Source organism: Streptomyces bicolor (assembly GCF_000719285.1).
Lineage (GTDB): Bacteria > Actinomycetota > Actinomycetes > Streptomycetales > Streptomycetaceae > Streptomyces > Streptomyces bicolor.
Map to the genome: position 1 here is coordinate 1 of NZ_JOFS01000022.1, position 26063 is coordinate 26063.

The 26063-nt window shown below is 70.5% G+C and carries 26 protein-coding genes and 2 pseudogenes; 12 read left to right on the forward strand and 16 right to left on the reverse strand.

The window, feature by feature from the left end; translation table 11 throughout:
* Positions 1–107: 107 nt before the first annotated feature.
* Together IF78_RS50485 and IF78_RS50490 are read left to right on the forward strand one after the other, a co-directional pair.
* Positions 108–1163 (forward strand): annotated as a pseudogene (locus tag IF78_RS50485) (MIR domain-containing protein); the annotation flags it as partial.
* Positions 1164–1472: 309 nt separating this feature from the next.
* Positions 1473–1739, forward strand: a complete 267-nt coding sequence (locus IF78_RS50490; protein WP_267882976.1) for a PASTA domain-containing protein — start codon at positions 1473–1475, stop codon at positions 1737–1739.
* A gap of 63 nt (positions 1740–1802) precedes the next feature.
* On the opposite strand, the pseudogene IF78_RS49805 reads toward IF78_RS50490, so the two are convergent.
* The 3 genes and pseudogenes from IF78_RS49805 to IF78_RS46500 form a co-directional block, all read right to left on the reverse strand.
* A pseudogene (locus tag IF78_RS49805) lies at positions 1803–1904 on the reverse strand (IS5/IS1182 family transposase); the annotation flags it as partial.
* Between the two features lie 141 nt (positions 1905–2045).
* Positions 2046–2321: a helix-turn-helix domain-containing protein gene (locus IF78_RS48565; protein WP_158751515.1), complete on the reverse strand. Its 276-nt coding sequence runs from the start codon at positions 2319–2321 to the stop codon at positions 2046–2048.
* A 191-nt stretch (positions 2322–2512) separates the two neighbouring features.
* Positions 2513–2821: an XRE family transcriptional regulator gene (locus IF78_RS46500; RefSeq protein WP_199921434.1), complete on the reverse strand. Its 309-nt coding sequence runs from the start codon at positions 2819–2821 to the stop codon at positions 2513–2515.
* Between the two features lie 487 nt (positions 2822–3308).
* On the opposite strand from IF78_RS46500, the gene IF78_RS0127290 reads away from it, so the two are divergent.
* Genes IF78_RS0127290 through IF78_RS0127300 form a run of 3 tightly spaced genes read left to right on the forward strand, consistent with a single transcriptional unit; the run spans position 3309 to position 6660 of the window.
* Positions 3309–4544 (forward strand): PP2C family protein-serine/threonine phosphatase, encoded by a 1236-nt coding sequence (locus IF78_RS0127290; protein ID WP_234439901.1) that lies wholly within the window; start codon positions 3309–3311, stop codon positions 4542–4544.
* A gap of 47 nt (positions 4545–4591) precedes the next feature.
* Positions 4592–6208, forward strand: a complete 1617-nt coding sequence (locus tag IF78_RS0127295) for a sensor histidine kinase (RefSeq protein WP_031485448.1) — start codon at positions 4592–4594, stop codon at positions 6206–6208.
* A complete protein-coding gene (locus tag IF78_RS0127300; RefSeq protein ID WP_031485450.1) occupies positions 6205–6660 on the forward strand; it encodes a response regulator in 456 nt (151 codons plus the stop codon). The genes IF78_RS0127295 and IF78_RS0127300 overlap by 4 nt, the downstream gene beginning before the upstream one ends.
* A gap of 15 nt (positions 6661–6675) precedes the next feature.
* On the opposite strand, the gene IF78_RS0127305 is transcribed toward IF78_RS0127300, so the two are convergent.
* Both IF78_RS0127305 and IF78_RS50925 read right to left on the reverse strand, forming a co-directional pair.
* Positions 6676–7458 carry an RNA polymerase sigma factor SigF gene (locus tag IF78_RS0127305; RefSeq protein ID WP_078662610.1) on the reverse strand — a complete coding sequence of 261 codons (783 nt, stop codon included), beginning with the start codon at positions 7456–7458 and terminating at the stop codon, positions 6676–6678.
* 132 nt (positions 7459–7590) lie between these two features.
* Positions 7591–8037, reverse strand: a complete 447-nt coding sequence (locus IF78_RS50925) for an ATP-binding protein (RefSeq protein WP_078662605.1) — start codon at positions 8035–8037, stop codon at positions 7591–7593.
* 174 nt (positions 8038–8211) lie between these two features.
* On the opposite strand from IF78_RS50925, the gene IF78_RS46510 reads away from it, so the two are divergent.
* On the forward strand, positions 8212–9081 hold the full coding sequence (locus tag IF78_RS46510) for a GAF and ANTAR domain-containing protein (RefSeq protein ID WP_158751519.1): 870 nt from the start codon (positions 8212–8214) through the stop codon (positions 9079–9081).
* A gap of 70 nt (positions 9082–9151) precedes the next feature.
* On the opposite strand, the gene IF78_RS45130 is transcribed toward IF78_RS46510, so the two are convergent.
* The 5 genes from IF78_RS45130 to IF78_RS0127330 all read right to left on the reverse strand — a co-directional run bounded on the left by IF78_RS45130 (position 9152) and on the right by IF78_RS0127330 (position 12549).
* Entirely contained in the window at positions 9152–9439 is a 288-nt protein-coding gene (locus tag IF78_RS45130) for a diacylglycerol kinase family protein (protein WP_051828215.1), read from the reverse strand.
* A 243-nt stretch (positions 9440–9682) separates the two neighbouring features.
* Positions 9683–10252, reverse strand: coding sequence for a nucleoside deaminase (locus IF78_RS50930; RefSeq protein ID WP_078662606.1), 570 nt, complete (start codon positions 10250–10252; stop codon positions 9683–9685).
* 316 nt (positions 10253–10568) lie between these two features.
* Positions 10569–10886, reverse strand: coding sequence for a hypothetical protein (locus tag IF78_RS49825; protein WP_031485456.1), 318 nt, complete (start codon positions 10884–10886; stop codon positions 10569–10571).
* Position 10887: 1 nt separating this feature from the next.
* Positions 10888–11241, reverse strand: coding sequence for a hypothetical protein (locus IF78_RS49830; protein WP_031485459.1), 354 nt, complete (start codon positions 11239–11241; stop codon positions 10888–10890).
* 132 nt (positions 11242–11373) lie between these two features.
* On the reverse strand, positions 11374–12549 hold the full coding sequence (locus IF78_RS0127330; RefSeq protein ID WP_051828217.1) for a hypothetical protein: 1176 nt from the start codon (positions 12547–12549) through the stop codon (positions 11374–11376).
* A gap of 276 nt (positions 12550–12825) precedes the next feature.
* Between IF78_RS0127330 and IF78_RS0127335 the strand changes: the two genes are divergently transcribed.
* Entirely contained in the window at positions 12826–13713 is an 888-nt protein-coding gene (locus tag IF78_RS0127335) for an MBL fold metallo-hydrolase (RefSeq protein WP_031485463.1), read from the forward strand.
* A 152-nt stretch (positions 13714–13865) separates the two neighbouring features.
* Here IF78_RS0127335 and IF78_RS0127340 read toward each other — a convergent pair whose 3' ends face one another.
* The gene (locus IF78_RS0127340) at positions 13866–14723 is read right to left on the reverse strand and encodes an SDR family oxidoreductase (RefSeq protein WP_031485465.1); all 858 of its coding nucleotides are present in this window, start codon (positions 14721–14723) and stop codon (positions 13866–13868) included.
* A gap of 91 nt (positions 14724–14814) precedes the next feature.
* On the opposite strand from IF78_RS0127340, the gene IF78_RS0127345 reads away from it, so the two are divergent.
* Positions 14815–15237, forward strand: a complete 423-nt coding sequence (locus tag IF78_RS0127345) for an aldehyde dehydrogenase family protein (RefSeq protein ID WP_031485466.1) — start codon at positions 14815–14817, stop codon at positions 15235–15237.
* Between the two features lie 11 nt (positions 15238–15248).
* Here the strand turns inward: IF78_RS0127345 and IF78_RS0127350 are convergent, their stop codons facing one another.
* Genes IF78_RS0127350 through IF78_RS0127360 form a run of 3 tightly spaced genes read right to left on the reverse strand, consistent with a single transcriptional unit; the run spans position 15249 to position 18923 of the window.
* The gene (locus IF78_RS0127350; protein WP_063762213.1) at positions 15249–16112 is read right to left on the reverse strand and encodes a PaaX family transcriptional regulator; all 864 of its coding nucleotides are present in this window, start codon (positions 16110–16112) and stop codon (positions 15249–15251) included.
* A 55-nt stretch (positions 16113–16167) separates the two neighbouring features.
* Positions 16168–17559 carry an alpha/beta hydrolase family protein gene (locus tag IF78_RS0127355; RefSeq protein WP_031485468.1) on the reverse strand — a complete coding sequence of 464 codons (1392 nt, stop codon included), beginning with the start codon at positions 17557–17559 and terminating at the stop codon, positions 16168–16170.
* Complete coding sequence (locus IF78_RS0127360) at positions 17556–18923, reverse strand: MFS transporter (protein ID WP_031485470.1); 1368 nt, start codon at positions 18921–18923, stop codon at positions 17556–17558. Before IF78_RS0127360 ends, IF78_RS0127355 begins: the two co-directional genes overlap by 4 nt.
* Before the next feature lie 233 nt (positions 18924–19156).
* Here IF78_RS0127360 and IF78_RS0127365 point away from each other — a divergent pair, with 233 nt between their 5' ends.
* From IF78_RS0127365 to IF78_RS0127375, 3 genes are all read left to right on the forward strand, one after another.
* On the forward strand, positions 19157–19546 hold the full coding sequence (locus IF78_RS0127365) for a VOC family protein (protein WP_031485471.1): 390 nt from the start codon (positions 19157–19159) through the stop codon (positions 19544–19546).
* 149 nt (positions 19547–19695) lie between these two features.
* Entirely contained in the window at positions 19696–20442 is a 747-nt protein-coding gene (locus IF78_RS0127370; protein ID WP_031485472.1) for an SOS response-associated peptidase, read from the forward strand.
* 84 nt (positions 20443–20526) lie between these two features.
* The gene (locus IF78_RS0127375; RefSeq protein ID WP_107050021.1) at positions 20527–22506 is read left to right on the forward strand and encodes a heavy metal translocating P-type ATPase; all 1980 of its coding nucleotides are present in this window, start codon (positions 20527–20529) and stop codon (positions 22504–22506) included.
* Between the two features lie 251 nt (positions 22507–22757).
* Here the strand turns inward: IF78_RS0127375 and IF78_RS0127380 are convergent, their stop codons facing one another.
* Entirely contained in the window at positions 22758–23825 is a 1068-nt protein-coding gene (locus IF78_RS0127380; RefSeq protein ID WP_031485474.1) for a LacI family DNA-binding transcriptional regulator, read from the reverse strand.
* A gap of 191 nt (positions 23826–24016) precedes the next feature.
* Positions 24017–25189, reverse strand: coding sequence for an MFS transporter (locus IF78_RS0127385; protein WP_031485476.1), 1173 nt, complete (start codon positions 25187–25189; stop codon positions 24017–24019).
* Between the two features lie 148 nt (positions 25190–25337).
* Here IF78_RS0127385 and IF78_RS0127390 point away from each other — a divergent pair, with 148 nt between their 5' ends.
* Positions 25338–26063, forward strand: a complete 726-nt coding sequence (locus IF78_RS0127390) for a helix-turn-helix transcriptional regulator (RefSeq protein ID WP_031485477.1) — start codon at positions 25338–25340, stop codon at positions 26061–26063.

The following is a 26063-nucleotide window of genomic DNA, read 5'->3' on the forward strand; positions in this document are numbered from 1 at the left end:
AAGGCGCGGTCGCAGGGCGGGTAAAACCGTCAAGCCTGTCGCCGCAAGGTAGACAGGAATCCCCTCCCTGAGCTTGCGAAGGGAGGGGAGAGCTTCAACAGGACTTCTTCGCCTACGCCGAGGGTGTGTACCGGCACGTGTGGGGAGAGGAGGTCGGCGGGCACTGTGTCTGTGTCGTGGGCTACGACGACGAGGGCGGCTACTGGATCTGCAAGAACAGCTGGGGCGAGGACTGGGGTGAGGACGGTTTCTTCCGCATCCGCTACGGTGCCGTGGGCATCGACGCCGAGATGTGGACCGTCGAGGGCATCCGGAGTCCGTTCGCGGTGCGGGACGCCGCCTTCGTGTCGCAGTCCTTGCCCACCGCGATGGTCCCCGGGCAGGGATACGACATCGCGGTCACCCTGCGCAACACCGGGATCCAGAGCTGGACGCAAGGTCACAACTACCGCCTGGGATCACAGAATCCGCAGGACAACACACTATGGGGCCTCGGCCGGGTCGACGTACCGCACCGGGTGCCGACCTGGGGCGAGGCGACCTTCGCCTTCCGTGTGAGCGCGCCCGCGCAATTGCCCGCCCACCACCAGTGGCGGATGGTGCAAGACGGTGTCGAGTGGTTCGGCGAGTTCACTCCGGATGTGCTGGTGGAGGCTGCGGGCGTGAGCGTGCGCTACGGCTCCACGCTGCGCGTACGGCACGCCATGACCTGGTTCAACCTCCACTCTCACCCCTATGCGTACGGTCACCCGGGGTCCTCGGGCCAGCAACAGGTCACCTGCTACGACGGGGCCGACGACAACGACCTTTGGATCGTCAGGGGCCCTGACGGAACACCGGCGGACCACCGCATCGGCCAGCAGGTCTCGCACGGTGATCTGGTACGCCTGGAGCACGTGGCCACCCGAAGGAACCTGCATAGCCACGGCGGTATCCCCTCCCCTGTCACCGGACAGCAAGAGGTCACCTGCTTCGGCGAGGGCGGGCAGGGTGACGGCAACGACACCTGGCGGGTGGAGATCGAGGGCGGCGGAACCTGGCAGGCGGGCCGGCAGATCCGCCTGATCCACCTGCCGACCGAGCACGCCCTCCACTCTCATCAGGGCTATTCGCATCCGGACTGGACCATGGGCCAGCAGGAGGTCACCTGCTTCGCCGAGCGCGACGCCAACGACCTCTGGTTTGCCTCCGACTTCCGGGCGCGTGACGCGCTGTTCGTCTCGCAGACGGTTCCCACCACCATGGTCCGCGGCCAGGACTACGACGTGTCCGTGACGATGTGCAATGTCGGCACGGAGACCTGGACGACGGCCGGCGCCCACCGGCTGGGCTCGCAGAGTCCCCAGGACAATCAGACCTGGGGTCTGACCCGCGTCGAGCTGCCCCGCTCTGTCGCTCCCGGCGAGCACGTCACCTTCCCGTTCCGGGTGACCGCACCCGCCGCCACGGGCGTCACTCGCTTCCAGTGGCGCATGCTGCGTGAGGGCGTCGAGTGGTTCGGCGCACTGTCGGCGCGCACGCCCATAAGCATCTACACGACGCTGGAGGAGACAACCGTCCCCGATGTCACGGGGCTCGCCCGCAACGCGGCCGGCAACGCGATCCGCGACGCGGACCTCGTGCCCCGCTTCACCGGCGCCCAGGGAGCGCGCGTGGAGGTGTGGAGCCAGGAGCCCGGGGCCGGGACCAGGTTGCGACGCGGCAGCACGGTGACGCTGCGGATGGTCCACAGCGACTGAAGCGTGTTGCACAACGCATCGACCAGGCAGCCTGAAGTAGGCGGTGGGCCTGTCTGCTCGTACGGCGAGGGCGAGATGGTGCATGCGGGCGACGGCCTCGACCGCGTGGGGGAGACCGTCGCCGCGCTGCCGGCAGTCGCGCAGGATCTTGTAGTTCTTCATCCGTCATCGTGGACGCCGACATCCCACTGGTCGTGGCCGCGGCCCGTCCGCTGCCGGGCACCGCCGCGGACGCACACGCCTGGCGTCGCTCCGGCCTGGCCGCGTCCTGCGAGGGGGTGACGGTGCTCGGCGACGGCGCCTACCTCAATACCGGCCTGAGCGTCCCGCACCGCAAACGCCCCGGACGCCCACTGCTGAAAGCGCCACCTGCACATTCGCCGAGAAGCGGTGATTACGCGAGGACGCGCCCACCCCCCGGTCGCGGACCGGGACCAGGGTGCCGTCCACGATCCACAGCCGCTGTGAGGCATCGGCCTGGCGGGAGACGGGCTCGATCGCGAGCAGCGGCCCCAGCCGCTGGATGATCCGGCACACCGTGGAGGAGGAGACGCCGAAGCGATTTTCGGGCTCGGCCAGCATGGGCCCTTTGGTTGGCTGGGAGTAGCGGCAGACTGGGCAGCGCGAACTTTTGGACCGCCCTAACTGTCGTTGGCCGGTCACCGGGGAACTCTCGGAGCGTCCGAGCGCCCACTCGTACGCCACCGCTTTCCCCGGCTCGGAACTGCGGCGATCCCGCTCCCCGGCCGCCTGCCAGATCGTTGGCCGCCACGCTAGTAGGACCGACGGGCCAGTGTCCGACGAGTACCGGTGCGCTGCCTCAGTCTCCGCGCTGCTGAAGCCGCCTTCGCCCTGACCGTGGGATGCGCGGCGCCCAGCACGGCCGATGGTGGTAGTGAGAGGGTGCGAGCGAGTTCCTTCAGTTCGTCGTCGGTGGGGTGGATCGGGCCGTTGGCGCCGTCCTCTGCGAATGCCTTGATTCGTGGGGTGCGGATGCCGGTCTGCTCGGCGACGGCCTGAGCCGTCAAGCGGCGGCGGTGCATCGATTTCTGGATCAGCTGCGCAAGGTCGTCCATCGTCATGTTCCCCTTCCGGTCGGTCACTTCGTGACTGCCGTGGGTCGCAAGCTCGTCCCACTTGGCGAGTCTTTGATCTGGTGACGCGCCTACCCTTGCTCCTCGGGAAAACGCCCTGTTCACCCGAACGGCTGGTGTGTGCGGCGCAGTGCTGATGCTGCTGCCCTGGCGCGTCGACGTGGCGATGTCGATCGCAGGTCTGTCTCCTGATCCAGTGGGCAACTGTTTCGTAGTCAGCCAGAATCTGACTGATCGTGAGTACTTCGAGGGCAGGGCGGAAGGCTGCCAGTACTCTTCGTCTGTTGTCGTTGGGCGATGAGGGGCCCCGACGGGCTCTGCAGATCTATGACGGAGGGAGAGGCAGGGACCGATGCTCCCCGCTCAGCACGGGCTTGTCGGCATCCAAGGGCTGTCCGCCAAGGCGGGCAAAGCCAGCGGCCTCGCCACTGCTGGCCCGACCGTCACATCCGTCGGAGCGTCGACACTGATCGGCGTGCGTGCGTCCAGTGGCCCGAGCACGGATGACGATGGCGCTTGGTCGTGGCAAGAACCGTCGGTGCTTCTGATCGAGGACGACGAGGCGGACGCCCTTCTCGTAGAGGAGCTGGTCGCCGACTGCTCTCCCGGCATGCGGCTGACCTGGGTACGCTCCCTGGCCGAGGCCCACCAGACCCTGGTGGCCGCCGCTGTCCCGGACTGCGTACTGCTGGATCTGCACCTGTCCGACGCCCAGGGGCTGGAGGCGGTGGCCGCCATCCAGCGGTACGCGGACGGCGTGGCGGTGGTGGTACTGACCGGGCTGGCCGAGGAGGGCACCGGGCTTGCGGCGGTCGCCGCGGGCGCGCAGGACTACCTGGTCAAGGGGCGCGTCGATCCGGAGCTCTTCGGCCGCGCGGTCAGGTACGCCATTCAGCGCAAGCAGGCCGAGCATGCCGCTGCCGCGTTGCAGGCGGGCCAGCTGCGTGCGGAGGAGAACGCCCGGCTGGAGCGCGGCCTGCTGCCCACTCCACTCCTGCACGACGCGGATGGCCTGGACGTGGTCGCTCGTTATCTGCCGGGCCGGGAACAGTCGCTGCTGGGCGGCGACTTCTACGACGTGGTGCAGACCCCGGACGGCACCGTGCACGTGCTGATCGGCGATGTGTCAGGGCACGGTCCCGACGAGGCGGCCCTCGGAGTGGGCCTGCGGATCGCTTGGCGCACCCTCGTGGTCAGCGGAGCCACCGGTGCACGGCAACTGAGCACGCTCCAGGAGGTTTTGGTCGCCGAGCGTACGGGGGAGCACATCTTCGCCACGCTCGCCAGCCTTGAACTGCTGTCGGACCGGCGCTCGGTGCGGGTCATGCGCGCCGGCCACCCGGGGATGCTGCTGCGCGCAGGCGCCGGCGTGGAGTGGGTGGAGGTACCCGGCGGGCCCGCATTGGGGGTGCTGCCGGACGGCATGGCCCGCTGGCCGGTGAAGGAACTGGCGCTGCCGGACGATGCGGGGATCGTGCTGTTCACCGACGGCCTGTTCGAAGGCCGGACCGGCCCCGGGAGTGAACGGCTGGGTGAGGAGGGCCTGCTGGAGCTGGCTCGCTCGGCCGCAGACCTGAAGGCGGAGGCGTTCGTCGACGAACTCATCAGCAGGGCCGAGGCGCTCGCCGAGCACTATGGTGGCCTGGCCGATGACGTGGCCGTGCTGCACCTGCGGTGGGCCCAGCAACGCGAAGCGACCGAGGAACCGTGACCGTGACAGCGCCTTCCGCACAGCCCAGGGCACGCCGCGGTGGCCGGATGACGGTGCAGGGCTGGTTCCATCTGGCTCTGGCCGTGATGATCGCTCTGGTGGTGACCGGCTCCGTGGTGGGCGCCGAGTTGCTGGCGCGGACCGCAGACGTCTCGGACGAGCTGATCGAGCAGATACAGCCGGCCCGCTCCGAGGCATATCGGCTGCAGAGCGCCCTGCTGAACCAGGAGACCGGGGCCCGTGGCTATGCCCTGGCCGCCGACCAGCAGTTCCTCGCCCCGTACACCGAAGGCAAACGGGCTGAGTATGATTCTGCCGCCCGACTGCGCGCCCTGGTCGGCGAACGGGCGATTCTGCGGGCGGATCTGGACGCCATCGAACGCGCGGCGGCCGACTGGCGGCGTACCTACGCAGAACCCCTCGTCGCCGGTGTCACCCCGGGTACTCCCCGCCCGGTGAGCGAGGCCGCCACCGAACGAGGCGAGAGAGCTTTCGATCGCATCCGCGCCCTGTTCACCACCCAGGACACCCACCTCGCCCAGGCCCGGCAGCAGGCCCGGAGCGAGCTGACGCACGTGCGTACCGTGCGGAACTGGGTGCTGGGCGGAATGGTCGCTGCCTTCCTCCTCACCGGCATCGCCCTGGCCGTGCTGGTGCACATGCTCGTCGCTCGTCCCTTGGACGGTCTGCGCACCGGATCCCGCCGTGTGGCCGAGGGGGAGTTCGAGCACTCCATCGCCGCAGAAGGCCCTGCCGACATCCAGGCGATGGCCCGCGACGTCGAAGCAATGCGCCAACGCCTCGTGGCCGAGCTGGCCGCCTCCCGCAGCCAGCAGGAAGAGCTGACCCAGCAGGCCGCCGACCTGGACGCCCAGGCGGCTGAGCTGCTCCGGTCCAACGCCGAGTTGGAGCAGTTCGCCTACGTCGCCTCCCACGACCTGCAAGAACCGCTGCGCAAGGTCGCCTCCTTCTGCCAACTGCTGGAGAAGCGGTACGGCGACAAGCTGGACGAGCGCGCCACGCAGTACATCGACTTTGCCGTGGACGGCGCCAGACGCATGCAGATCCTCATCAACGATCTGCTGACCTTCTCCCGCGTCGGACGGGTCAACGACGCGCACCTGCCTGTTCGGTTGGAGCAGGCTGCGGACAAGGCTCTGGCCAATTTGACGGCTGCGGTTGAGGAGTCCGGAGTCAGCATCGAACGCCCCGAGGAATTGCCCGAGGTCATAGGTGACCCGACCTTGATGGTCATGCTCTGGCAGAACCTGATCGGCAACGCCATCAAGTTCCGCCACCTAGACCGCACCCCCGCCGTCCGCATCACCTGCGAGCCGGACCCCGATGCGGAGGAAGACGCCGCGGCGTGGCGGCTGTGTGTCACCGACAACGGCATAGGGATTCCCGAGGAGTTCAGCGAGAAGGTCTTCGTCATCTTCCAGCGCCTGCACGGCCGCGACGCCTACTCAGGCACCGGGATCGGTCTGGCCCTGTGCAAGAAGATCGTCGAGTTCCACGGCGGTCACATCTGGATCGACACCGCCTACACCGACGGCACCCGGTTCTGCTTCACCCTGCCCGCTCGCCCAGCCGCCACGGCTACAGACGCCCCGCACGGCGAGCAGAGCCCTGTCGGCACCGCCCTGGAAGGAAACCCGGCATGACCGCCCCCGCCCAGCCCATCGAGGTCCTGCTCGTCGAGGACGACCCCGGTGACGTACTGATGACCCGGGAAGCCTTCGAGGACAACAAGATCGGCAACACGCTGCACGTCGTCCGCGACGGCGAGGAGGCGCTCGACTTCCTCTACCGGCGCGGCGCGCACGAACAGGCCCCGTCTCCCGACCTGATCCTGCTCGACCTCAACCTGCCCAAGTACGACGGCCGACAGGTCCTGGAACGCATCAAGTCCGACCCTGACTTGTCGCACATCCCCGTGGTCGTCCTGACGACGTCCTCCGCGGAGGAAGACATCCTGCGCAGCTACAAGCTCCACGCCAACGCCTACGTCACCAAGCCCGTCGACCTGGACCAGTTCATCGCCGCCGTCCGCCAGATCGACGAGTTCTTCGTGACCGTCGTCCGACTCCCTCGCGTCGGCCTCTCACAGGGGTGAGACGGCCGAGGGTGGTCAGCTCGCGACTTCGGGGGAGAGCATGCCCGAGCGCAGGCGGGCCAGAATGCGGGTGATGAGGCGTGAGACGTGCATCTGGGAGACGCCGAGTTCCGTCCCGATCTGCGCCTGGGTGAGCTCCTCGACGAACCTCATGTGGAGGATGCGGCGGTCCCGTTCATTCAGGTCGGCGATGAGGGGCGCGAGCGCATGGAAGTCCTCGACGAGTTCGAGGGCGGGGTCCTCCTCGCCGATGAACTCGGACAGAGTCGCCTCGCCCTCGTTGTCGTCGATGCTGATGGCGGCATCCAGGGATGCGGCGGTGTAGCCGTTCGCCGCCATCTGGGCGTCGATGACCTCGTCCTCGGTGAGGTCCATCAAGGAGGCCAGTTCTGAGACCTTGGGGGCGCGGCCAAGGCGAGTGCTGAGTTCCTCGTTGGCCTTGGCGAGTTCCGTACGCGCCTCCTGAAGACGCCGCGGCACGTGCACGGACCAAGAGGTGTCGCGGAAGAACCGCTTGATCTCGCCCATGACGTAGGGCACGGCGAAGCTGGTGAACTGGACCTCGCGGGAGACCTCGAACCGGTCGATGGCCTTGATCAGACCGATGGTGCCGACCTGGACGATGTCCTCCATGTCCTCGCTGCGGCTACGGAAGCGGCCGGCGGCAAACCGCACCAGCGACATGTTCATCTCGATCAGGGTGTTGCGCGCGTACTGATACTCGCGGGTTCCCTCCTCGAGCACCGCAAGCCGGTCGAAGAACAGCTTGGACAGCGCCCGTGCGTCGTTGGGTGCCATCTTCTGCGGGTTGGTGATCTGTGGCAGCTCGGTGTCGGAATCCGTCGTTGTCTCGACGTGCGTCGCGGCTGTCACAAGCCCTCCTGTCGCCCCGGTCTCTCCTGGCAACCAGCAGACCGGCCTGTGGCGCGCTTACCCGGCGTCACCACTTTCATGCCCTGGCGGGTGCGCGGAGCGTGATCGGCGGCGGCCCATCGGACCCATCCTGGTGCGGCTCCGCGGTGGAGCGGCGGTGCTGTTCCCCGAGGTCAGTGCACCAGAGGCAGAACAGCCCGCACGGTCTTCCCCCCCCGGTCCGGTGCAGACGTCTACGTCTGCGGACAACTCCTGGGTCAGCGGCCAGCCGAAGCCGCCCGGCTCCCATTCAGCGGTTCGCTTGGACCGACGGGGGCGCGGCGGGTCCGGACTTGCGTCCTCGACACTCACCGTGACTGTTCCTGGGTCCGCCCGCAGCTCAAAGCCAGTGACCCCACCGGCGTGCACCGCCGCGTTGGTGACCAGCTCCGACACCACGATCAGTACGGCTTCGGCCTCCGCCACATCCGTGGGCGCGATCACCGACAGAAAGCCTCGTGCCATTTGGAGTCGTCATCCCAAGTGACCGCCAGTGCAGTCGAGTTGGATGAGCGACACATGAGATGGTCTGTCGGGTGGTAGGCGCACTGTTACCTCTTGGGCGCCGGGTACGGCCATCCGTACCGCTCTCCGGGCGCTCGCAACGCGCAATCACTGCGCGACTGAAGGATGATGACGATGCTGGAGGAAACACCGGAAACATCATCGATTGTGCATGACGTCTCGGTCGCGGCAGCGGTGGGGCGAGGCACTCTGCCACGCCGACTGTGCACCGCGTTCGCGGACGGCATGGGGGCGCAGCGAGCGGCTCTCTCGCTTCTTCCGAGTTTGGACCGCTGGCAACTGCTGCATGCCACCGATGAAGCTGCCCTGCTGGGCGAGGCCGTGCAGTTCACGCTCGCTGACGGGCCGTCGATCAATGCGGCACTGGAGATGCGGCCGGTCTTGGCCTCGGGCTTGCAGGACCATCACGCCAGTGCCGGCCGACACCTGGTTGACGAGGTGTCCGACGTTGAGCAGGTACTGGCGCTGCCGTTGAACGAACGCCGCACGCCGATCGGCGTCATGTGCCTGTACTACACGCATCCGGCGCAGGTGACAGGCCCGCACATCGAGCATGCGCAACATGCCGCTGGCGTTGCTTTGGACGCGCTACTGCGCTGGCGGCAGGTGCACGCGAGCACGGGTTGCCGGCGCCCGGTGTGGACAACGGATACACGTGCGGCACGCTGGCACCGCATCCACCAGGCCGCCGAACGGGTCGCGGCACGCGGAGGCTGCTCCGCTGCGGACGCGTTGGCCTGGCTGCAGGCAGTCAGCGCGCGCGACGGGCTGTCGCTCCTCGACGTAGCTGACGGCCTCCTGCAGCCCGAACCTGCGCCCCAGGAAGAGGTGGCACTGCAGCGGCGGCGTCACCGGAGTGTGTCCATGGGAGCAGCAAGGGAGTGGGCGGGAGGATCGTCCGGTGCCGGGCGGTACACGGTCAGTGCCTCGTCGAGCTTGTCGAGGAGGAGGGCGGGAGGCGCTTCGGTCACCTCGCCGTCGTAGGCCCTGCAGGCGTCCTCGGGCAGGCCGGAGATCAGCAGGCGCTTCGGCCGTGCCGCCGCGTAGAACGGTGTCATGTCAGCCGGCCGACCCACGCTGCCGCCGGCAGACGGCTGTGGGCGCAGCGGCCGGCGTGGGCGACTCGCATGTCGAGCAGTCCGTCGGCCAAGTCGTGGCGGCGGACGGGAGCGATGCCGCCACTCCGGAGCACGCCGTTTCCGGCGATGAGCAGCCACAGCGACCGGCGCCGTCCGTTCACCTTGGCCTGGAGGGGACGGGCCTGGCGCAGAATGCGGGCGGCCCTGAGGAGGGTGGCCGGTGGTCCGCCGATTCGCGGAGCCCATCGCTCGCGCAGCCGCACGAGTTCCGGGTAGACGCCAAGGCTGAGGGTGTTGAGGGAGTAGACCAGCCGCCGACCTGGGCGTCGACACGGTCGCGGACGCCTGCGCCGCCGCCTGCGGCAGGGCCGCGATCAACTGCCATGCAGGGTCGGCCAGTTGCGGCTGGGCTTCGGAAGACGGGTTGACGACGACCAGGCCCGCCCCGTCCGGGAGCGCAGGAAGCCAGAGCGGCGCCCCACCGCGGTGACTCGAACGCGGCACCCTCACGGACGCGGCGGCCGAGGCGGCGTGCCCGGAGGGGAATGAACTGGTGAAAGACCGGCGGGGCGGATGCCGGACGACCGGTACGGCGTCCAGTGTCGGCCTGGTCCGGCCGACGGAGCGTTTGCCGGTGGTGTTCGCAGGCGTCGGGCCTCCTCGAAGAGGCGGTTCGTGTGGTTCGCCAACACGCCGCCGAGGAGGAGGTCGGGGGTGTAGAAGGACCGCGCGGCGGCGGCCACCTCCCGTGCGGTCAGGTCGATTTGGATGATGTCGGTACTGCGGATCTCGTCGATCGAGCTTGCCCAGACGACGCGCCGCAGATTCGCCCATGCCAGCGCGCTCATGCACATCGAGCAGGGCTCGCCCGTCGTGTAGAGCGTGGTGTCGGCCCAGCCCTGGTTGCCGTGCCGCCGTACGTAGTCGTTCATGGCGACCACCTCGCCGTGCAGCAACGGGCTGTCCGCCCCGGTGTTGACCCCGCTTGCCAGTACCTCGCCGGTGCGGTTGTGGACGATCACCGCGCCGAACGGCCACTCGGGGTTCCTCCGGGCCTGCGCGATGGCCAGCCACATGAATCGCTCATGCCTGGCGCCAGTGCCAGTGCTGGTGCCGGCGACTGTGCCGGTCCGCGGGGCGGTAGCCGTGTCCGCGCCGGCGTCGGGGGCCGGGTCGGCGTGGCTCGCTGGGAGGGCGCTCCCAGGCAGGGCCAGCGGCGCCGCGACACCCGCCACCACGGCTGCAGTCCTGCCAAGGAACTGACGCCTGCACGAGTCCATACTCTTCTCCTCACCCGGCACGGATGACTCCGCAGCGTAGCCGCGGCGAGTGGAGCGTGGCGGCGAGCGCGGGACCTGGCGGCCCTGGCGAGGGCCTGGAGGACCACGGCTCTCAGCTCGCGGTGGGGATGTAGCGCGCCGCTGCGACTCCGGCCATCGCTCGAAGGCCCGTGAAGTAGGCGGCGCAGTACTCCTCACTGATCAGCGGCATGATCTTGTCGAGGTCGGCGATGCACGCCCAGAGGACGGCAATGCCACTCTCGTCGAGCCCGCCGTTCAGCTCTCTCTGGACGAGGCCCGCGACGTCGGCGTCCAGGAGGATCAGCTCCACTCCCTCGATGCCCACGCCACGGAAGCTTGCAGGGAACAGCGCGCGCTGATGCTTCTCCCACAGCCGGGCGAGTCGGTCCTCGGACTGTGCTCCCGGCATGTCAACGGCTGTCGAGTCGGGCGGCGAGTTCGGCCGTGATGAGCCCTGCGCCGGTGGCCCGTTCGATCAGGTCCTGGAGTGGTGCGTCGACGGCCAGACGTTCGGCAAGGACCTGCTCCAGGGCGAACAGGGAATGTGCCATGGCGACGGTGGCGAACTCGTACCGGTAGTAGGAGTGCCGGATGAGCTCGCGGGAGGTCTCCAGCGCACTCATGACGTACATCGACGCCTCGCCGGGCACAACCAGGTCGGTGACCAGGGCGTGCATGCCCGGATAGTCGAGGACGACGTTGTGGGCACGTGGGTCCGTTACCGGCAGTGGGAGCGGGCCGGGCGACGGCGGCAGGGTGTTCACCGGCCCAGTCTCGTCGCCCGCGGGCGCTCGGTGCCATCGCATTTGCTGGAGATGTCGGCGGCCCGCTGCCGCCTGTTCCAGGCCGACTTGGCGAGGTCGGGCTGTGGCCGGCGGGCAGGAAAGAGCGGGTGGTCAGCGAGGTTCTGGCGCCGCACCGGACACGGGTGGGTCCGTAGGGAGTCGTGTTCCTTCGGCGCGCAGGCGGCGGACGGTCTGGGCTTCGGCGCGTTCCACGGCGCCGCGGCCGTGGGTGTGCACCAGTGCCAGATGGAACAGGGCCGGCGTGACCGGGGCCCAGCGGCGAATCCGGTCCGGGCGCAGGACGTAACGGGTGACGTCCACCGGGCGGAACGGCACGTACTCGATGCTCTGGTGCTCCCAGCGGTCGGCGACGCCGCGCGAGATGCGGGAGCGCAGGGCCTGCCCGGTCAGGTCGGTGAGGTGTGCGGTGAAGTGGGCGCTCCACTGCCGTCGTTCGATGTCCAGGACGAAGGCCAGCAACGTGAGCGTGTACTCCTGCGGCTCCAGGGAGAGCTCCTCGCGCATGCCGCGCCGTGCGACGTCGTGCAGGTCGGGCGCGCTGCGGCCGGCCGAGTCGATGTGCCGGGACAGCCCCTCGTTCACCGAGGAGCCCCACAGGCCGGGCCCGGACCGGACGTTGTCGGCTCGCCGGCTGACGACGAGCAGGTGATCGGCCGTGACCACAGCCACGTTCACACCGAAGCTGCACTGCAGGAAGGCGGGGGCGTCCAAGGGGCGGTCGGGGTCGAGGTAGCGTCCGCGCGGGGTGGTGCCGTCGGCGAACCGGCGGTCGAGCTGCTGCGCCGCGAGGAACGTGAAGTAGTCCGTGGGGCGTAGCCGTAGCCGGACGTCCGCGTGCTCCTCAAGCGCGGTGCGGGAGATCTCCAGACCCTCGACGGCATACCTGGGGCCGTTCCAGACACGCACGCGCGTGCCGGACGTCTCCGCCTGCTCCTCCGCCGCCTCGACCTCCGCCCGCCAGGCAGCCATCTCCTCCGGGAGGACCACCTCGCCCTCCAGCACCTGGACCCGGACCGACTCCGGCGCGATGGCCTGCTCTCCGTCGCCCTCGACCACCAGTGCCGACGTGTGCAGCGGACCGATCGAGAAGGTGGACCAGGTGGAGAGCGGGGCACCGCCCTCACGGTACGTCAGACTCCGTACGACGGTGGCGAATCGGCGACGGGCCCTGAACCAGCCGTCCTGAAGCGGCTGTTGGAACAGTATGGCCAGGATGATGCCGCAGACGGCCCCGACTATCCCGTTGACAAGATCGATTCCGTTCACAAACCGGCAGCGTATAGCGCTCCCGGGAGAGCCGCATCGGCGGACCGGGAGCGCCCCATCGGGAGAGATCCGGGGAGCCGCATCGGCGGGCCCGAGCAGTCGGGCGTCCCAACCACGGCATTCGCAAATGGGCTCAAAGGCTCTGAAAACACCCGTCAGAGCGTGGCCGTGCCGCACATACAAGATCCAGACGCCCTTGCTCTTTCCGCGCGGCGCCGGATACCCCTGGCTGTGAGCGACCGGTCAGCGGGCGCGGTGAGAAGAGGGAGTGGAGTCATGGGTGACGGAGTGTTCGAGGGCGGCTGGTGGGTGGACGAGCGATGCACGAACTGCGATATCGCCCGGCAGTTGGCCCCTGGCCTGATCGGTGAGGTCGACGGCCGCTCGGTCGTCCTGCGCCAACCGCGCGGCCGGAGCGAGGTCCGTCAGCTCAACGCCGCCGCGCACGCCTGCCCCACCCGGTCGATCCGGCCCCCGAGCGGGCGGCTCGGTGCGGCACCGGACCCCTTCCCGATGGCCTTGGACGACACGGTGCACCTGTGCGGGCACAATTCCCCGCACACCGCAGGGGCGAACTCCTATCTGTTACGCCGCCCGGACGGCACCGCGATGATGGTCGACACGCCGCGCTGGAGTACTTCGTTGGCCGCCCGTCACGAGGCGCTGGGTCCCGTCACCGATGTCCTGCTCACCCACCGCGACCACGCCGCGCACGGCCGCCGATACGCCGACCACTTCGGCGCCCGGCTGTGGATTCACGAAGGTGATCTGGATGCCGCCCCGGACGCCGACCAAGTGCTGCGCGGTACCGACCCGACCGAGATCGCCGAGGGAGTGACCGCCTTCCCACTGCCCGGCCACACGCGAGGCAGCGTGCTCTACCTCGCCGACGAGCGGTACTGCTTCAGCGGCGACAGTTTCTACTGGTCACGAACGACAGCGGACATCGAGGTGGTCGAGAGTGTCACCTGGTACTCCATCGAGGAGCTGGCCGCATCCCTTGCCCGTACGGTCGACCGGCTGCGCTTCGAGTGGCTGCTGCCGGGCCACGGCGACCGGCGGCGCCTCCCTCCGGACGACATGGCCCAGCGGCTGCACCGGCTGACGGCACGCACCCGGCAACTCCGCCCGCGTCCGGTGGATTTCACCGCCGTGCGCTGGTGACGGACCGACCCGCCTGCTCTACCGGGACCGGCCCCGTCCGCTGACCACCAGCCCAGGCAGGGCGCGGAGGGCGCGTGCTGCGGGCTGCGACGGACGCGGGCGGCACCTGTGCTGCGGGCTTCTCCGCGTCCGTCGCACCTCCTGCACCGGCGCTACGGCGTGGCCCCCGCCGACGGTGACTTGAAGGCCTCCACATGCTCCGCGGCCCACTGACCGAAGGTGCGGGCCGATCGGCCGGTGATCTTCTCGACGGTGTCGACCACCGTGCGACCCACCTCCGGGGTGTTGCCGTACGCCTCGAGCAGGAAGCCGATCACATCGTCCGGATGGCCCGCCGCCCGCCACCGCTCGACGGCCTGCTCCTCGGTCAGCTCGACCAGGGCGATCTCCCGGCCGCGGACGGCGGCGATCGTCGCCACCTTGTCGGCGACGGTGAGCAGTTCGGGCCCGGTGATCACGTACTCCTGGCCCCCGTGCCCCTCCTCGGTGAGCGCGACCGCGGCGACGGCGCCGATGTCCCCCTCGTGGACCATCGCGCTCAGCCGGGCGACGAACGGCTCGCGGACCTCGTCCGAGGTCACGATCCCGTCCGCCCACTCCAGGGCGTTCGCCATGAACTCGACCGGCATGAGTACGGTCCACTCCACACCGTCGTCCGCCCGCACAGCGTCCTCCAGCAGGGAGGGCCCGCCGCCGTGCAGCACGGTGACCCGGCGCACGCCGGCCGCACGGGCCAGCTGCAGGATCCGCGGGCCGGTCTCCAGCGGTGCGAAGTAGGGGCCGCCGAAGGTGATCAGGTGGAGGCCGGTGACGCCGTCCAGGGCCGGCATCAGGGTGTCGGGTTCGGTCAGGTCTCCCTGGACGACCTCGACGCCGGCCGGGAAGTCGGCCTTCGCCGCGTCCCGGGTGAGGGCACGGACCGAGTGGCCGCGGGCGAGCAGTTCGGCGACGACCTGGCGGCCGACGGTCCCGGTGGCGCCGGTGACGAGGATCTTCTGTGTCTGGGTCATGGGACGACCGTAGGGAGACTTGCGGTCAGCTTCTGTCCGCAAGTGTGGGGGCTCCGTCCCCCCTACAAGCTCGGGCGCGAGGCGGCCGCGAATGACCGCACCGGTCATCGCCGACGGCGACGTGCGCGAGGTGACCGTCAGGCTCGTCGGGGACGACCGTGTCGCCGCCGTCACGCTCACCGGAGGCAACCGGGCGGGCCCTGCCGCCGGCTCGGCGGCCGGGCCCGCCGCGAAGAAGTCCGTGCTGGAGCTGGGCGGCTCGGACGCCTTCGTGGTCCTCGGCGGCGCCGACGTGGCAAAATCCGCCGCGGCCGCGGTGAGGGCGCGCTTCACCAACTCCGGTCAGAGTTGTGTGTGCGCGAAGCGGTTCATCGTCGACGCCTCCCTGTCGGAACCAAGCGCAGCGGCCACGGCCGTGAGCTCGCCGCTGCCGGGAGCCGTGAATGCACCAACTCGCGCACGTATCGGGTCTCCCGCCGCCGCCGTCGTGGGGCGGCGGCGACTGGGCAGGTGAGCGGGCGAGGGCTACCGAAGACGGGTCGTCTCCAGCAGTTCGCGGGCCATCTCGTGCGCGGGCCGTGCGGTCTGGTCGGCGACGCGGCGGAAGGTCTCCCGGGCGGGGCGGGCCGGCCAGTCGGGGGGCAGGTGCCGGGCGGGCAGCCTCGGGTCCGAGCGGATGGTCCAGAGCCACTCGCTGACCAGCCGCAGCCGGGTGGCGATCGGGTCGTCCCCGGATCCGGCGTCGAGGTGGGCGGTCCACCGCTTGTCGAAGGTGACGTAGCGTGCGGCGATGCTCTCCAGGTCCCAGGTGTCGCGGACCATGAGCCCGACGTCGGTGGCCTCGTCCGCCCGGGCGTGGAAGATCTTGACGTGGTCCGCCAGCCCGAGTTCCGAGACGATGGCGGCGACATCGACGTCCCCCGGGGCGATCCACAGCCCGCTGTACAGCGCGCCGAACCCGGCCCAGGTGAGCCGGGAGCGCAGGTCGTGACGCTGGCGTTTCCAGGAGTCCGGGAGGGAGAAACCGAGCAGGGTCCAGGAGCCGTCCCACTCGTCGTTGACCGCGCCCTGCTGCCAGATGCGGGCACGGCCGTCCTCGAGGACGCGCGTCGCCTGCGGGGTCAGACCGAAGAACATCTTCCGGCCCTCGCGCTGGCGCATCAGCAGGCCGCGGTTGACCATCCGCGTGAGCGTGGAGCGTACGGCCTGTTCACCGACCCCGACGCGGCCGAGCACGTCGATGATGCTGCCCGAGTAGACGCCCAGGTCGCCTTCCTCCAGAACGTGGTTCCCGAAGAAGGCGAGCATGAGCGACTGGGGGCGCGGCTGGGGGGCGGCCTCCGAGATGTCGCCGCCGTCCGAGGTCTCCAGGATGTCGTTGTACGCCACGGTGGACAGGTTACGACTGCCCGCCGAGGGCGGTGAGGCAGGCAGTCGTACGGCGTCACTGGGCGGCGTCGGCGGGGTGGGCAAGGTCGTACGGGCGCGGGTACGGGGCGGGGTGGTACTGCGCGTAGCGGGCGGGGGTCGTGGGGTCGGCCGCCGCTGCGCGGGAGTTGAGGGACTCGGGGTCGGTGCCCGGCCAGGTGCCGGTGGTGAGGCGGTCCTCCAGGGTGCCCAGCGCGGCGAGGTTCTCGGCGGGGTTGAAGGTGCAGTGACCGGCGTTGCCGACGTATGCCTGGCGGAGGAGGGAGCCCGAGCCGGCGGCGGTGACCGCGCGGCGCAGGGCGCTCTCGGCCTGGACGGGGATCAGGGCGTCGCCGGTGGTGTGGATCGTGAACTGCGGTTTGGTGAGGCGGCCGGTGAAGGAGCTGGTGCGGCTCATCCAGGCCACGGCGTCGGCGGCGGCGCTGATCCGCGGGGCGCGGTTGAGGGTGGCGAGGTCGGCACGCAGGGACAGGCCGGCCTTCTTGTACAGCTCGGTGACCTCCTTGCGGACGGCGGACCGGCCGAGCAGCCTCGCGTAGTCGACCCCCGTGTTCCAGGACATGTTGCCGCCCGCCCGGGTCTCGGCCTCCTGCCGCCAGCTGAAGGCGGGCAACTTCAGCAGGCCCTTGACGGCCGTGTACTGGTTGGCCTGCTGCGCGTCCCAGTCGGTGGGGGCGGGCCGCGGCTGGGACGGATCGTTCCAGCCGGGGATGTTGTGCAGGGCGGCGGCCAGCGCGATCCGGGCGCGTCCGGCGGGCGTCGACTGCGCCGAGTCCACCGCGGCCGTCAGGGTGTTCGCCGCCCGGGTCGCGGTCTCCTGGTCGGGCAGGCCGGTGAGCGGGATGCCGGAGTCGGGTGCGAGAAGGGTCTTGAGCGCGAAGACCGGGTCGAGGGTGCTGTTCCAGTTGGCGACTCCGCCGTGCACCAGGCCGCACATCGACAACGAGCCGTCGATGCGGGCCGGGTGGCGTTCGGCGAGAGCGGTGGTGACCAGGCCGCCGTACGACTGGCCCCAGGCGATGGTGCGGCGGGCCGTGCCGAAGCGGTCGGTGAAGGCGGTCAGGGTGGCGAGCTGGTCGGGGACGGCGTTCGTCACGGCCCAGCCCGTGGTGGCGTACGAGGAGCCGATCAGTGCGTAACCGCGGTCGAGCAGCCGGGACTTGGTGGTGTCGTCCGGGGCGTTCTGGGCGGGGTTGGGGGCGCCGGACGGCCGGTAACCGTGGCTGAATACGAGGACCGTGCCGTTCCAGTCCGCGGGCACGTCCATCGTGTACGTGGCGCCCGAGGGGAGCCGGCCGTCCACGTGGGTGGGGTCCTCGGCGGCGGCGACGGCCGAGCCGGGGAGTGCGGTGACGGCGAGCAGGAGGGCGGCCCCGACGACGGTGCGCGTGCGGGTGCTGGTCGTCATGCGGTGATCTCCTCCGTGTGGGGGGTGCCGGGGAGGTCGGCGGCGGTGCCGGAGATGGACGTACGACTGGTCTCGCGCACGAACCAGACGGTCAGCGCGGTGATGAGCGAGCCGCCGCACAGCAGCAGGGCTACGGGCGTGCTGTTGCCGCTGCTCGCGACCAGACTTCCGGCGATCATGGGGGAGAAGCCGGCGCCGACGAGGGTGGCGCCCTGGTAGCCGAGGGAGGCACCGGTGTAGCGGACCCGGGTGCCGAACATCTCGCTGAACAGGGCGCCCAGCGGGCCGTACATCAGGGACTGGGCGATACCGTGGCCGAGGACGACGGCCAGGATCAGCGCGCCCGGCGACTTCGAGTCGACCAGCGCGAGGACCGGGAAGGCGGTCGCGGCCGACAGGACGGCTCCGGCGAGGACGACCGGGCGGCGGCCGACGCGGTCGGAGAGCGTGGAGGCGCAGGGCAGCACGACCAGGGCGACGGCGGCGGAGACCGTGAGCGCGGTGAGCACCTGCGGGCGGGCGTACCCGATTCCGGTGGCGTACGCGATGAGGTAACTGGTCAGCAGTGACTGGGCGGTGAAGGCGCCGATGCCGACACAGCAGGCCAGCAGCACCGGACGCGGGCGCCGCAGCACGTCGAGGATCGGCAGCCGGGCCTCGGCACGGTCCTTCTTCACCTCGGCGAACAGCGGGCTCTCCACCACCTTGAGCCGGACGAAGAGCCCGACACCGAGCAGGACGACGCTCAGCAGGAACGGTACGCGCCAGCCCCAGGCCGTGAACTCGTCCTTGGGGAGGGTCGAGACGAGAGCGACGACGGCCGCGGAGATCAGGGAGCCGAGCGGGGCCCCCATCTGCGTGAAGCTGGACCACAGTCCGCGGCGCCGCTCTCCGGCGTGCTCGACGACCATCAAGGTGGCGCCGCCCCACTCACCGCCGATGGCGATGCCCTGGAGGACGCGCAGGGTGATCAGCAGGACCGGTGCCCAGACGCCGATCGTGTCGTACGTGGGCAGCAGACCGATGAGGAAGCTGGCGCCGCCCATCAGGCCCATGGTGAGCAGCAGCATCGACTTGCGGCCGAGCCGGTCGCCGAAGTGCCCGAAGAGGATGCCGCCGACTGGGCGGGCGACGTAGCCGGCGGCGAAGGTGCCGAACGCGGCGATGGTGCCGACGGCGGGATCGGCGCCGGGGAAGAAGAGCTCGCCGAAGACGAGGGCGGCGACCGTGCCGTAGACGAGGAAGTCGTAGAACTCCACGGCGGTGCCGAGCAGCCCGGAGAGGGCGACGCGGCGCAGTTGGCGGGTGTGCTCGGGGTTCGTGGACGGCGCCGGCGACGGTGATGCGGCGGGGGACGGGGGCATCGCGGTCTCCCTTGACCGGGGGAAGGACACCGCGAAGGTAGGCGCCCTGGTTGTCGCCGTCAATAAAATGCACAACATCGACTGTCGGCTTCGAGAATTCGCGCGTGACGCCTGAAACGGGCCAGGGACTGCCGGTGGACAACGGTTCGACTAAGATCCACGGGCGGCATCGCGTGTCGGTCACCGGCTGGGTGAGGCATGGAGGTGCCGGGAGATGCCCTCGGAGGCATTCCATGTCAGTCGAGTTGAACCACACGATCGTCCATGCCCGGGACAACCGGGAGTCCGCGGAGTTCTTCGCGGAGCTGCTGGACCTCGAGATCACCGCGGAGTGGGGCCCGTTCATCGCCGTCGAACTGAGCAACGGCGTCACACTGGACTTCGCCGCCATCCCCGCGGAGAGCATCACACCCCAGCACTACGCCTTCCTGATCTCCGAGGAGGAGTTCGACGCGGCGTACGTGCGGATCAGCGGGCGCGGTATCGAGCACTACGCCGACCCGCAGATGCGGCAGCCCGGCACGATCAACCACAACGACGGTGGCCGTGGCGTGTACTTCATGGACCCGGTGGGCCACGCCATGGAACTCATCACCGTGCCGTACGGCGGCTGGAAGGCATAGGTACACCTTGAGGGCCGCATCCCAGCGCGGGGTGCGGCCCTCGAGGCCGCCGCACCTCCCGCACCCGAGCCACGCCTGGCCGGGACGGACGATCGAGCTGAAGACACGCTCGTCAGGCCCGAGGCGCCGCGCCGTGGCACAGTGGCCGTATGTGCGGCCGCTACGCCTCCACCCGTAGCCCGGAGGACCTCGCCCAGATGTTCCAGGTCACCGACTGGTATCCCGAGGAGACCCTGGCGCCGAGCTGGAACGTGGCCCCGACCGACGAGGTGTGGGCCGTCCTGGAGCGCACCGCGCGCGACGCCGACGAGGGCGCTCCGGCGCGCCGCAAGCTGAGGCCGCTGCGATGGGGGCTGGTGCCCTCGTGGGCGAAGGACGCGAAGATCGGCGCACGGTTGATCAACGCGCGCGTGGAGACCGTGCACGAGAAGCCCGCCTTCCGCAAGGCCTTCGTCAAACGCCGTTGCCTGCTGCCCGCGGACGGCTTCTACGAGTGGGAGGAGGTCAAGGACCACAAGTCGGGCAAGGCCCGCAAGCAGCCGTACTACATCCACCCGGAGGACGGGCAGGTGATGGCCCTCGCCGGGCTGTACGAGTACTGGCGCGACCCGGCGGTCAAGGACGCTGACGACCCCGCCGCCTGGCTGATGACCTGCACCATCATCACCACCGAGGCCACCGACGCGGCCGGCCGCATCCACCCCCGCATGCCGCTCGCGCTCACCCCCGACCACTACGACGCCTGGCTCGATCCCCGGCACGAGAGCACCGACGACCTGCGCACCCTGCTCACCCCGCCGGCAGACGGCCACCTCGACGCCCGACCCGTCTCGCCCGCCGTCAACAGCGTGCAGAACAACGGCCCCCAACTCCTGGACGAGGTCCCCGCACCCTGACCGGCCCTTCGCCGCGGGGGCGCCCGAGCGCCCATGACATGAAGACATGAAGGGCTGTTCATCTGTTCCTGTATTGTGCCAGGCATGACTTCCACGCTCACCCCGCTGTCGGCGGGCCGGGCCGCGTCCGCGCGCGCCGGGTCCGTGCCCCGGCGGCGTACCCGGCTCCTCGCGCTGCCGGAGGTCCGCTGGGCCGTCGCGGCCACCGCGCTGTTCCTGCTCGCGCTGCCCCTACAGCTCGCCGGGGCACCCGCCTGGGCCTGGGGCCCGCTGTACGCGCTGGCGTATGCCACCGGTGGCTGGGAACCGGGCTGGGAGGGGCTCAAGGCGCTCAAGGACCGGACGCTCGACGTCGATCTGCTGATGGTCGTCGCCGCGCTCGGCGCTGCCTCGATCGGGCAGGTGATGGACGGCGCCCTGCTGATCGTCATCTTCGCGACCTCGGGCGCCCTCGAAGCCCTCGCCACCGCCCGCACCGCCGACTCGGTGCGCGGCCTGCTCGACCTGGCCCCCGCCACCGCCACCCGGCTGGCCGCCGACGGCACCGAACAGGCCGTCGCCGTCGAGGAGTTGACGGTCGGCGACACCGTTCTCGTCCGGCCCGGCGAGCGCGTCGGAGCCGACGGCCGGGTGCTGGACGGAACCAGTGAGGTCGACCAGGCGAGCATCACCGGCGAACCGCTCCCCGCGCCGAAGGAGCCCGGCGACGAGGTCTTCGCCGGCACCCTGAACGGCACCGGCGCCCTGCGCGTCCGCGTCGAACGTGACGCCTCCGACTCGGTGATCGCCCGGATCGTGCGGATGGTGGAGGAGGCGTCCGAGACCAAGGCGCCCACGCAACTGTTCATCGAGAAGGTCGAACAGCGCTACTCGCTGGGCATGGTGGCCGCGACACTCGCCGTGTTCGGGGTTCCGCTCGCGTTCGGCGAGGCGTTCTCCGAGGCCCTGCTCCGCGCCATGACCTTCATGATCGTGGCCTCGCCCTGCGCGGTGGTCCTGGCCACCATGCCGCCCCTGCTGTCGGCCATCGCCAACGCCGGCCGGCACGGTGTGCTGGTGAAGTCGGCGGTGGTGATGGAACGCCTCGGCCAAGTCGACGCCGTCGCCCTCGACAAGACCGGCACCCTCACCGAGGGCACGCCACGTGTCGTCGACGTACGGCCGCGGCCGGCGTCCGGGCTGGACGAGGACGAGCTCCTGACGCTCGCCGCGGCCGCCGAGCACCCCAGCGAACACCCGCTGGCCCGGGCGGTGGTGGACGCCGGACGCGAGCGGCGCCTCGACCTGCCCACCGCGCACGACTTCACATCGGCGCCCGGGGTCGGCGTGAAGGCCGTCGTCAAGGGCCGTACCGTCGAGGTCGGCGCGCCGGCCCGGCTGCTCGCCGACTCCAACGGCGCGGTCGTCGAAGTGGCCGAGGAACTGGAGGCGTCCGGCCGTACCGCCGTCCTCGTGGTCGTCGACGGCACTCCCGCCGGAGTGCTCGGCATCGCGGACCGGCTGCGCCCCGACGCCGCCGGCACGGTCGCCTCCCTCACCAGGCTCACCGGCACCGCCCCGATCCTGCTCACCGGCGACAACCCTCGCGCCGCCGCCCATTTGGCGGCGGAGGCCGGCATCGAGGACGTCCGCGCCGGGCTGCTGCCGCAGGACAAGATGGGCGCGGTGAAGGAGCTGGAGGGTGCGGGCCGCAAGGTGATGGTCGTCGGCGACGGGGTCAACGACGCGCCCGCGCTGGCCGCCGCCCATATCGGCGTCGCCATGGGCCGGGCGGGCTCCGACCTGGCCCTGGAGACCGCCGACGCGGTGATCGTCCGCGACGAACTCGCCGCCGTCCCGACCACCGTCGCCCTCTCCCGCCGCGCCCGGCAGCTGGTCGTGCAGAACCTCGTCATCGCCGGGGTGTTCATCGCCGGCCTCGTCACCTGGGACCTGGTCGGCACCCTGCCACTGCCGCTCGGCGTCGCCGGACACGAGGGCTCCACGGTCCTCGTCGGCTTGAACGGGCTGCGGCTGCTGCGGGACGCGGCCTGGCAGCGGGCGGCGACCGACGGGACCGGCTGACCGGACGTCGGCAAGGGGGATGGGGGCCGTTGGCCGCCGGTCACACACCCGGCGGCCAACCGCCCCTGGTTTTCGGCCCCTTGAGGTCAGCCGGGCTGCTGACGCAAGGTCTCCCCAAACCCCCTTGGCCGCTGGCCCGGGCGGCGGAGCGCCGCGATGGCCAGGGGCCATCGAAGCGGCGATGTGCGGTTCCATCGACGGGCGGGCGTTGCCCGCATGACCTGCCAGCCGATGTGAGGCGGGGAGGGGTGTCAGGGTGCGGGCGCCGGGCCACTGCTGCGGCGGACGACCAGCTCGACCGGGACCAGTGAGTCGACCCGGGCCGGCTCCTCGCTGCCGTCGAGCCGGTTCAGCAGCAGGCGCAGCGAACGCGTGCCGATCTCGGCGAAGTCCGTGCGGACCGTGGTCAGCGGGGGCAGGAAGTGCGCGGCCTCGGGGATGTCGTCGTATCCCACGACACTGACGTCGCCCGGGACGGAGCGGCCGGCTTCGTGCAGGGCGTGCAGCAGGCCGAGGGCCATCTGGTCGTTGGAGGCGAACACGGCCGTGACGTCCGGGCGCCGGGCCAACCGCCGTCCCAGCTCATAGCCGCAGTCGGCGCTCCAGTCGCCGAACAGCGGGGCCGGGACCTCGACGCCGGCCGCCTCCAGACAGGCCTGCCAGCCGCCCAACCGGTGATCGGCCGAGGTCCAGCCGCTCGGGCCCGCGATGTGCCACACGGTGCGGTGGCCCAGGCCCAGCAGATGCTCGACGGCCTTGCGCGCGCCGGTCCGGGAGTCGCCGGTGACCTGCTGGGTGCCGGCGTCGAGGCCGTTCTCCAGCACGACGAGCGGGGTGTCGAAGGGGGTGTCCGCGAGGGTCTTGCCCACCCACAGCTGCGGGGCGATCGCGATCACGCCGTCCGCGCCCTCGGCCGACAGCCGGTTCACCGCCTCGACCACCGTGTCGGGTTCGGCCGTGTCCAGCGCGATCGAGCTCAGCAGGTAACCGGCCTCCTGGGCCGCGGTGTTGATCGCGGTGAGGATGCTCGCCGGCCCGTAACGGGCCGCGTCGAACGAGATCACACCGACCATCCGGGTCCGCCCGCTGGCCAGCGACCTGGCGCTGCGGCTCGGCCGGTAGCCCAGCGTCCGCATGGCCGTCAGGACCGCCTCGCGGGTCTCCGCCCGCACCGACGGATGGTCGTTGAGGACCCGGGAGACGGTCTGCTTGGAGACCCCGGCCAGCCGTGCCACGTCGTCCATCACGGGCCGCGCGCCCGCGAAGGCCCGTCTGCTGCGTCCTCTCGGAGCGGAGCCGGCGGCGGGGCTTCGGGTCATGATGGCTGTTTTCTCGACGTCGGCACGGCGGTGGCATCCCGCCTCGGCAGGTCCTCAGCATAGGCAGGCGCATGGAGCGGGATCCCGCAAGGGAGCCGTCCAGAAGGCCTGTTCGCGGTGCGTCGTACAGGTCGTGTCAGCCGGGGAGCGCTTGGAGACTTCCCTTCGGTCCGGACGGGTGGGGAGGCAGGTCATCGGGGGCGCGTGGCACGGATCAGCCATACGGTCGCCGCCAGGCACAGGGCGGACACGGCGCCCAGGAGGAGCGGGACGCTGCGGACGCCGGACCACTCGATGGCCTTGCCGAGCGCAGGGCCCGCCACCACGCCGCCGACCATGGAGGCGGCGATGACGAGTGCGCCGGCCCGACGGGCCCGCGGGGCGGCCCGATGGAGCCAGGGCAGGCAGGTCGGGAAGATCGGCGCGATGAACAGACCGACACCGGCGTAGGCGTACGGGGCCAGTCCCGGAATCGCCGCGAGCAGCAGACAGACCGTCATCCCCGCGCACGAGACCGTGATGATGGCCTGCGCCGAGAAGCGCAGTGCGATCGGGGCGACCAGGAAGCGGCCCATGGTCATCATCAGCCAGTACACGGACGTCGCGGTGGCGGCGAATCCGGCGCCGTGGCCGACGGTCTCCAGATGGGTCGGCTCCCAGCCGCCGACTCCGGCCTCGATGCCGACGTGCAGCACGTACAGCGCGACGAACACGGCGAGTACGGAGCCGAGACTGCGGCCGAGGAGCTGTCCGCCGGACGACTCGGCGTGCGCCTCGGACGGCTGCGGGGCCCGGTCGCGTACGCCGCGCAGGCACAGCAGCAGTGGCAGGTTGAGCAGCGCGAAGCCGAGGAACACGGCGGGGTAGTGCGCTGAGCCCACCGCGCCGATCAGGACCGGGCCGAGAATCGCTCCGATGCCGAAGTGGGCGTTGAGGATGTTCAGCATGGCGGTCGAGCGGTGGCCGAAGCCGACGGCGAACAACTGGTTGAGGCCGTAGTCGATCCCGCCGAACCCGAGCCCGGCCAGCAGCGCCATGGCCAGTGCGAGCGGCCAGTCGGGCGCCAGCGCGAAGCCGGCCGCGCCTGCGGCCATCAGCAGATACGAGGCGCCGAGGATCAGCCGGTTGCCGATCCGGCCGTAGAGCCGGTCGAAGAGCAGCACGCCGGCCATGCCGCCGACGAAGTGCGCGCTCAGCCCGAGGCCGGCGGCCGACGGGGACAGACCGAACTCCTCGCGGAAGGCGGGGATCGCCGGGCCATAGAGGGCCTGGAGGGCGCCGATGAGCATGAAACCGACGCAGGAGGCGACCACGGCGGTGGGGCTGAAGACGCGTGGGTGCGGGGGCGCCGCCGTCGCTGCCATGGGGCTCGATGTTACCGGTAACATCACGCGGCTCGTCAAGGTCTGTGCCGGTCCTCGGGATGCGGGAAGGCGTGCGCATCTTGGACTATGAGTACAGCCTTTGGACGAGTAGTCTAGGGCTGACTCGATGAACGGATCGGAGTGTGCGATGACGGCTGACCCGGCGCTGGAATCCGAGCGGGACGCGATCGTCGCTGCACTGACTCCCGTCGTGGACGGGCTCGTGGCGACGTTCGGGCCGATGTGCGAGGTGGTCCTGCATGACTACCGGCGGCCGGAGGAGTCCGTGGTCGCCGTGGCCGGTTCGGTGACCGGGCGGGCCGTGGGCGGGGCGATGAGCGAGATCGGCATGCGCCTGCTCGCGCGCGGCGACGAGGCGGGCGACGAGTTGAACTACGTCACCCGGACCCGGAACGGCAAGCTTGTCAAGGCGTCCACCATGGTGCTGCGGGATTCCACGGGAACCGTGTTCGGCGCCCTCTGCGTGAACCTGGACGTCACCGCCGTGAGCGACGCGCACGCCTTGCTCGGCGCCCTCGCAGGTCTCGGCGGCGCCACGGCCGACGTGCCGGTCACCGCCTTCGGCAACGACATCGACTCCGTCGTCGACGCCATCCTCGACGCTCACCGGCTCCGGCAGAACGGCAGCTGGGCCGCTCTCGACCGCGCCCAGCGCCTGGAGCTGTTCCGTGGCCTGGACGAGCGGGGCGTCTTCGCCGTCCGGCGCGCGATCGAGCAGGTCGCGGCACGGCTCGGCATCTCCCGCGCATCCGCCTACAGCTATCTGTCACAGGCGCGTGCCGAGGCACGGGCGGCGGCGGATCGGGTCCCGGATCGAGCGACGGACCCGGCGCCGGATCGAGCGACGGGCTGA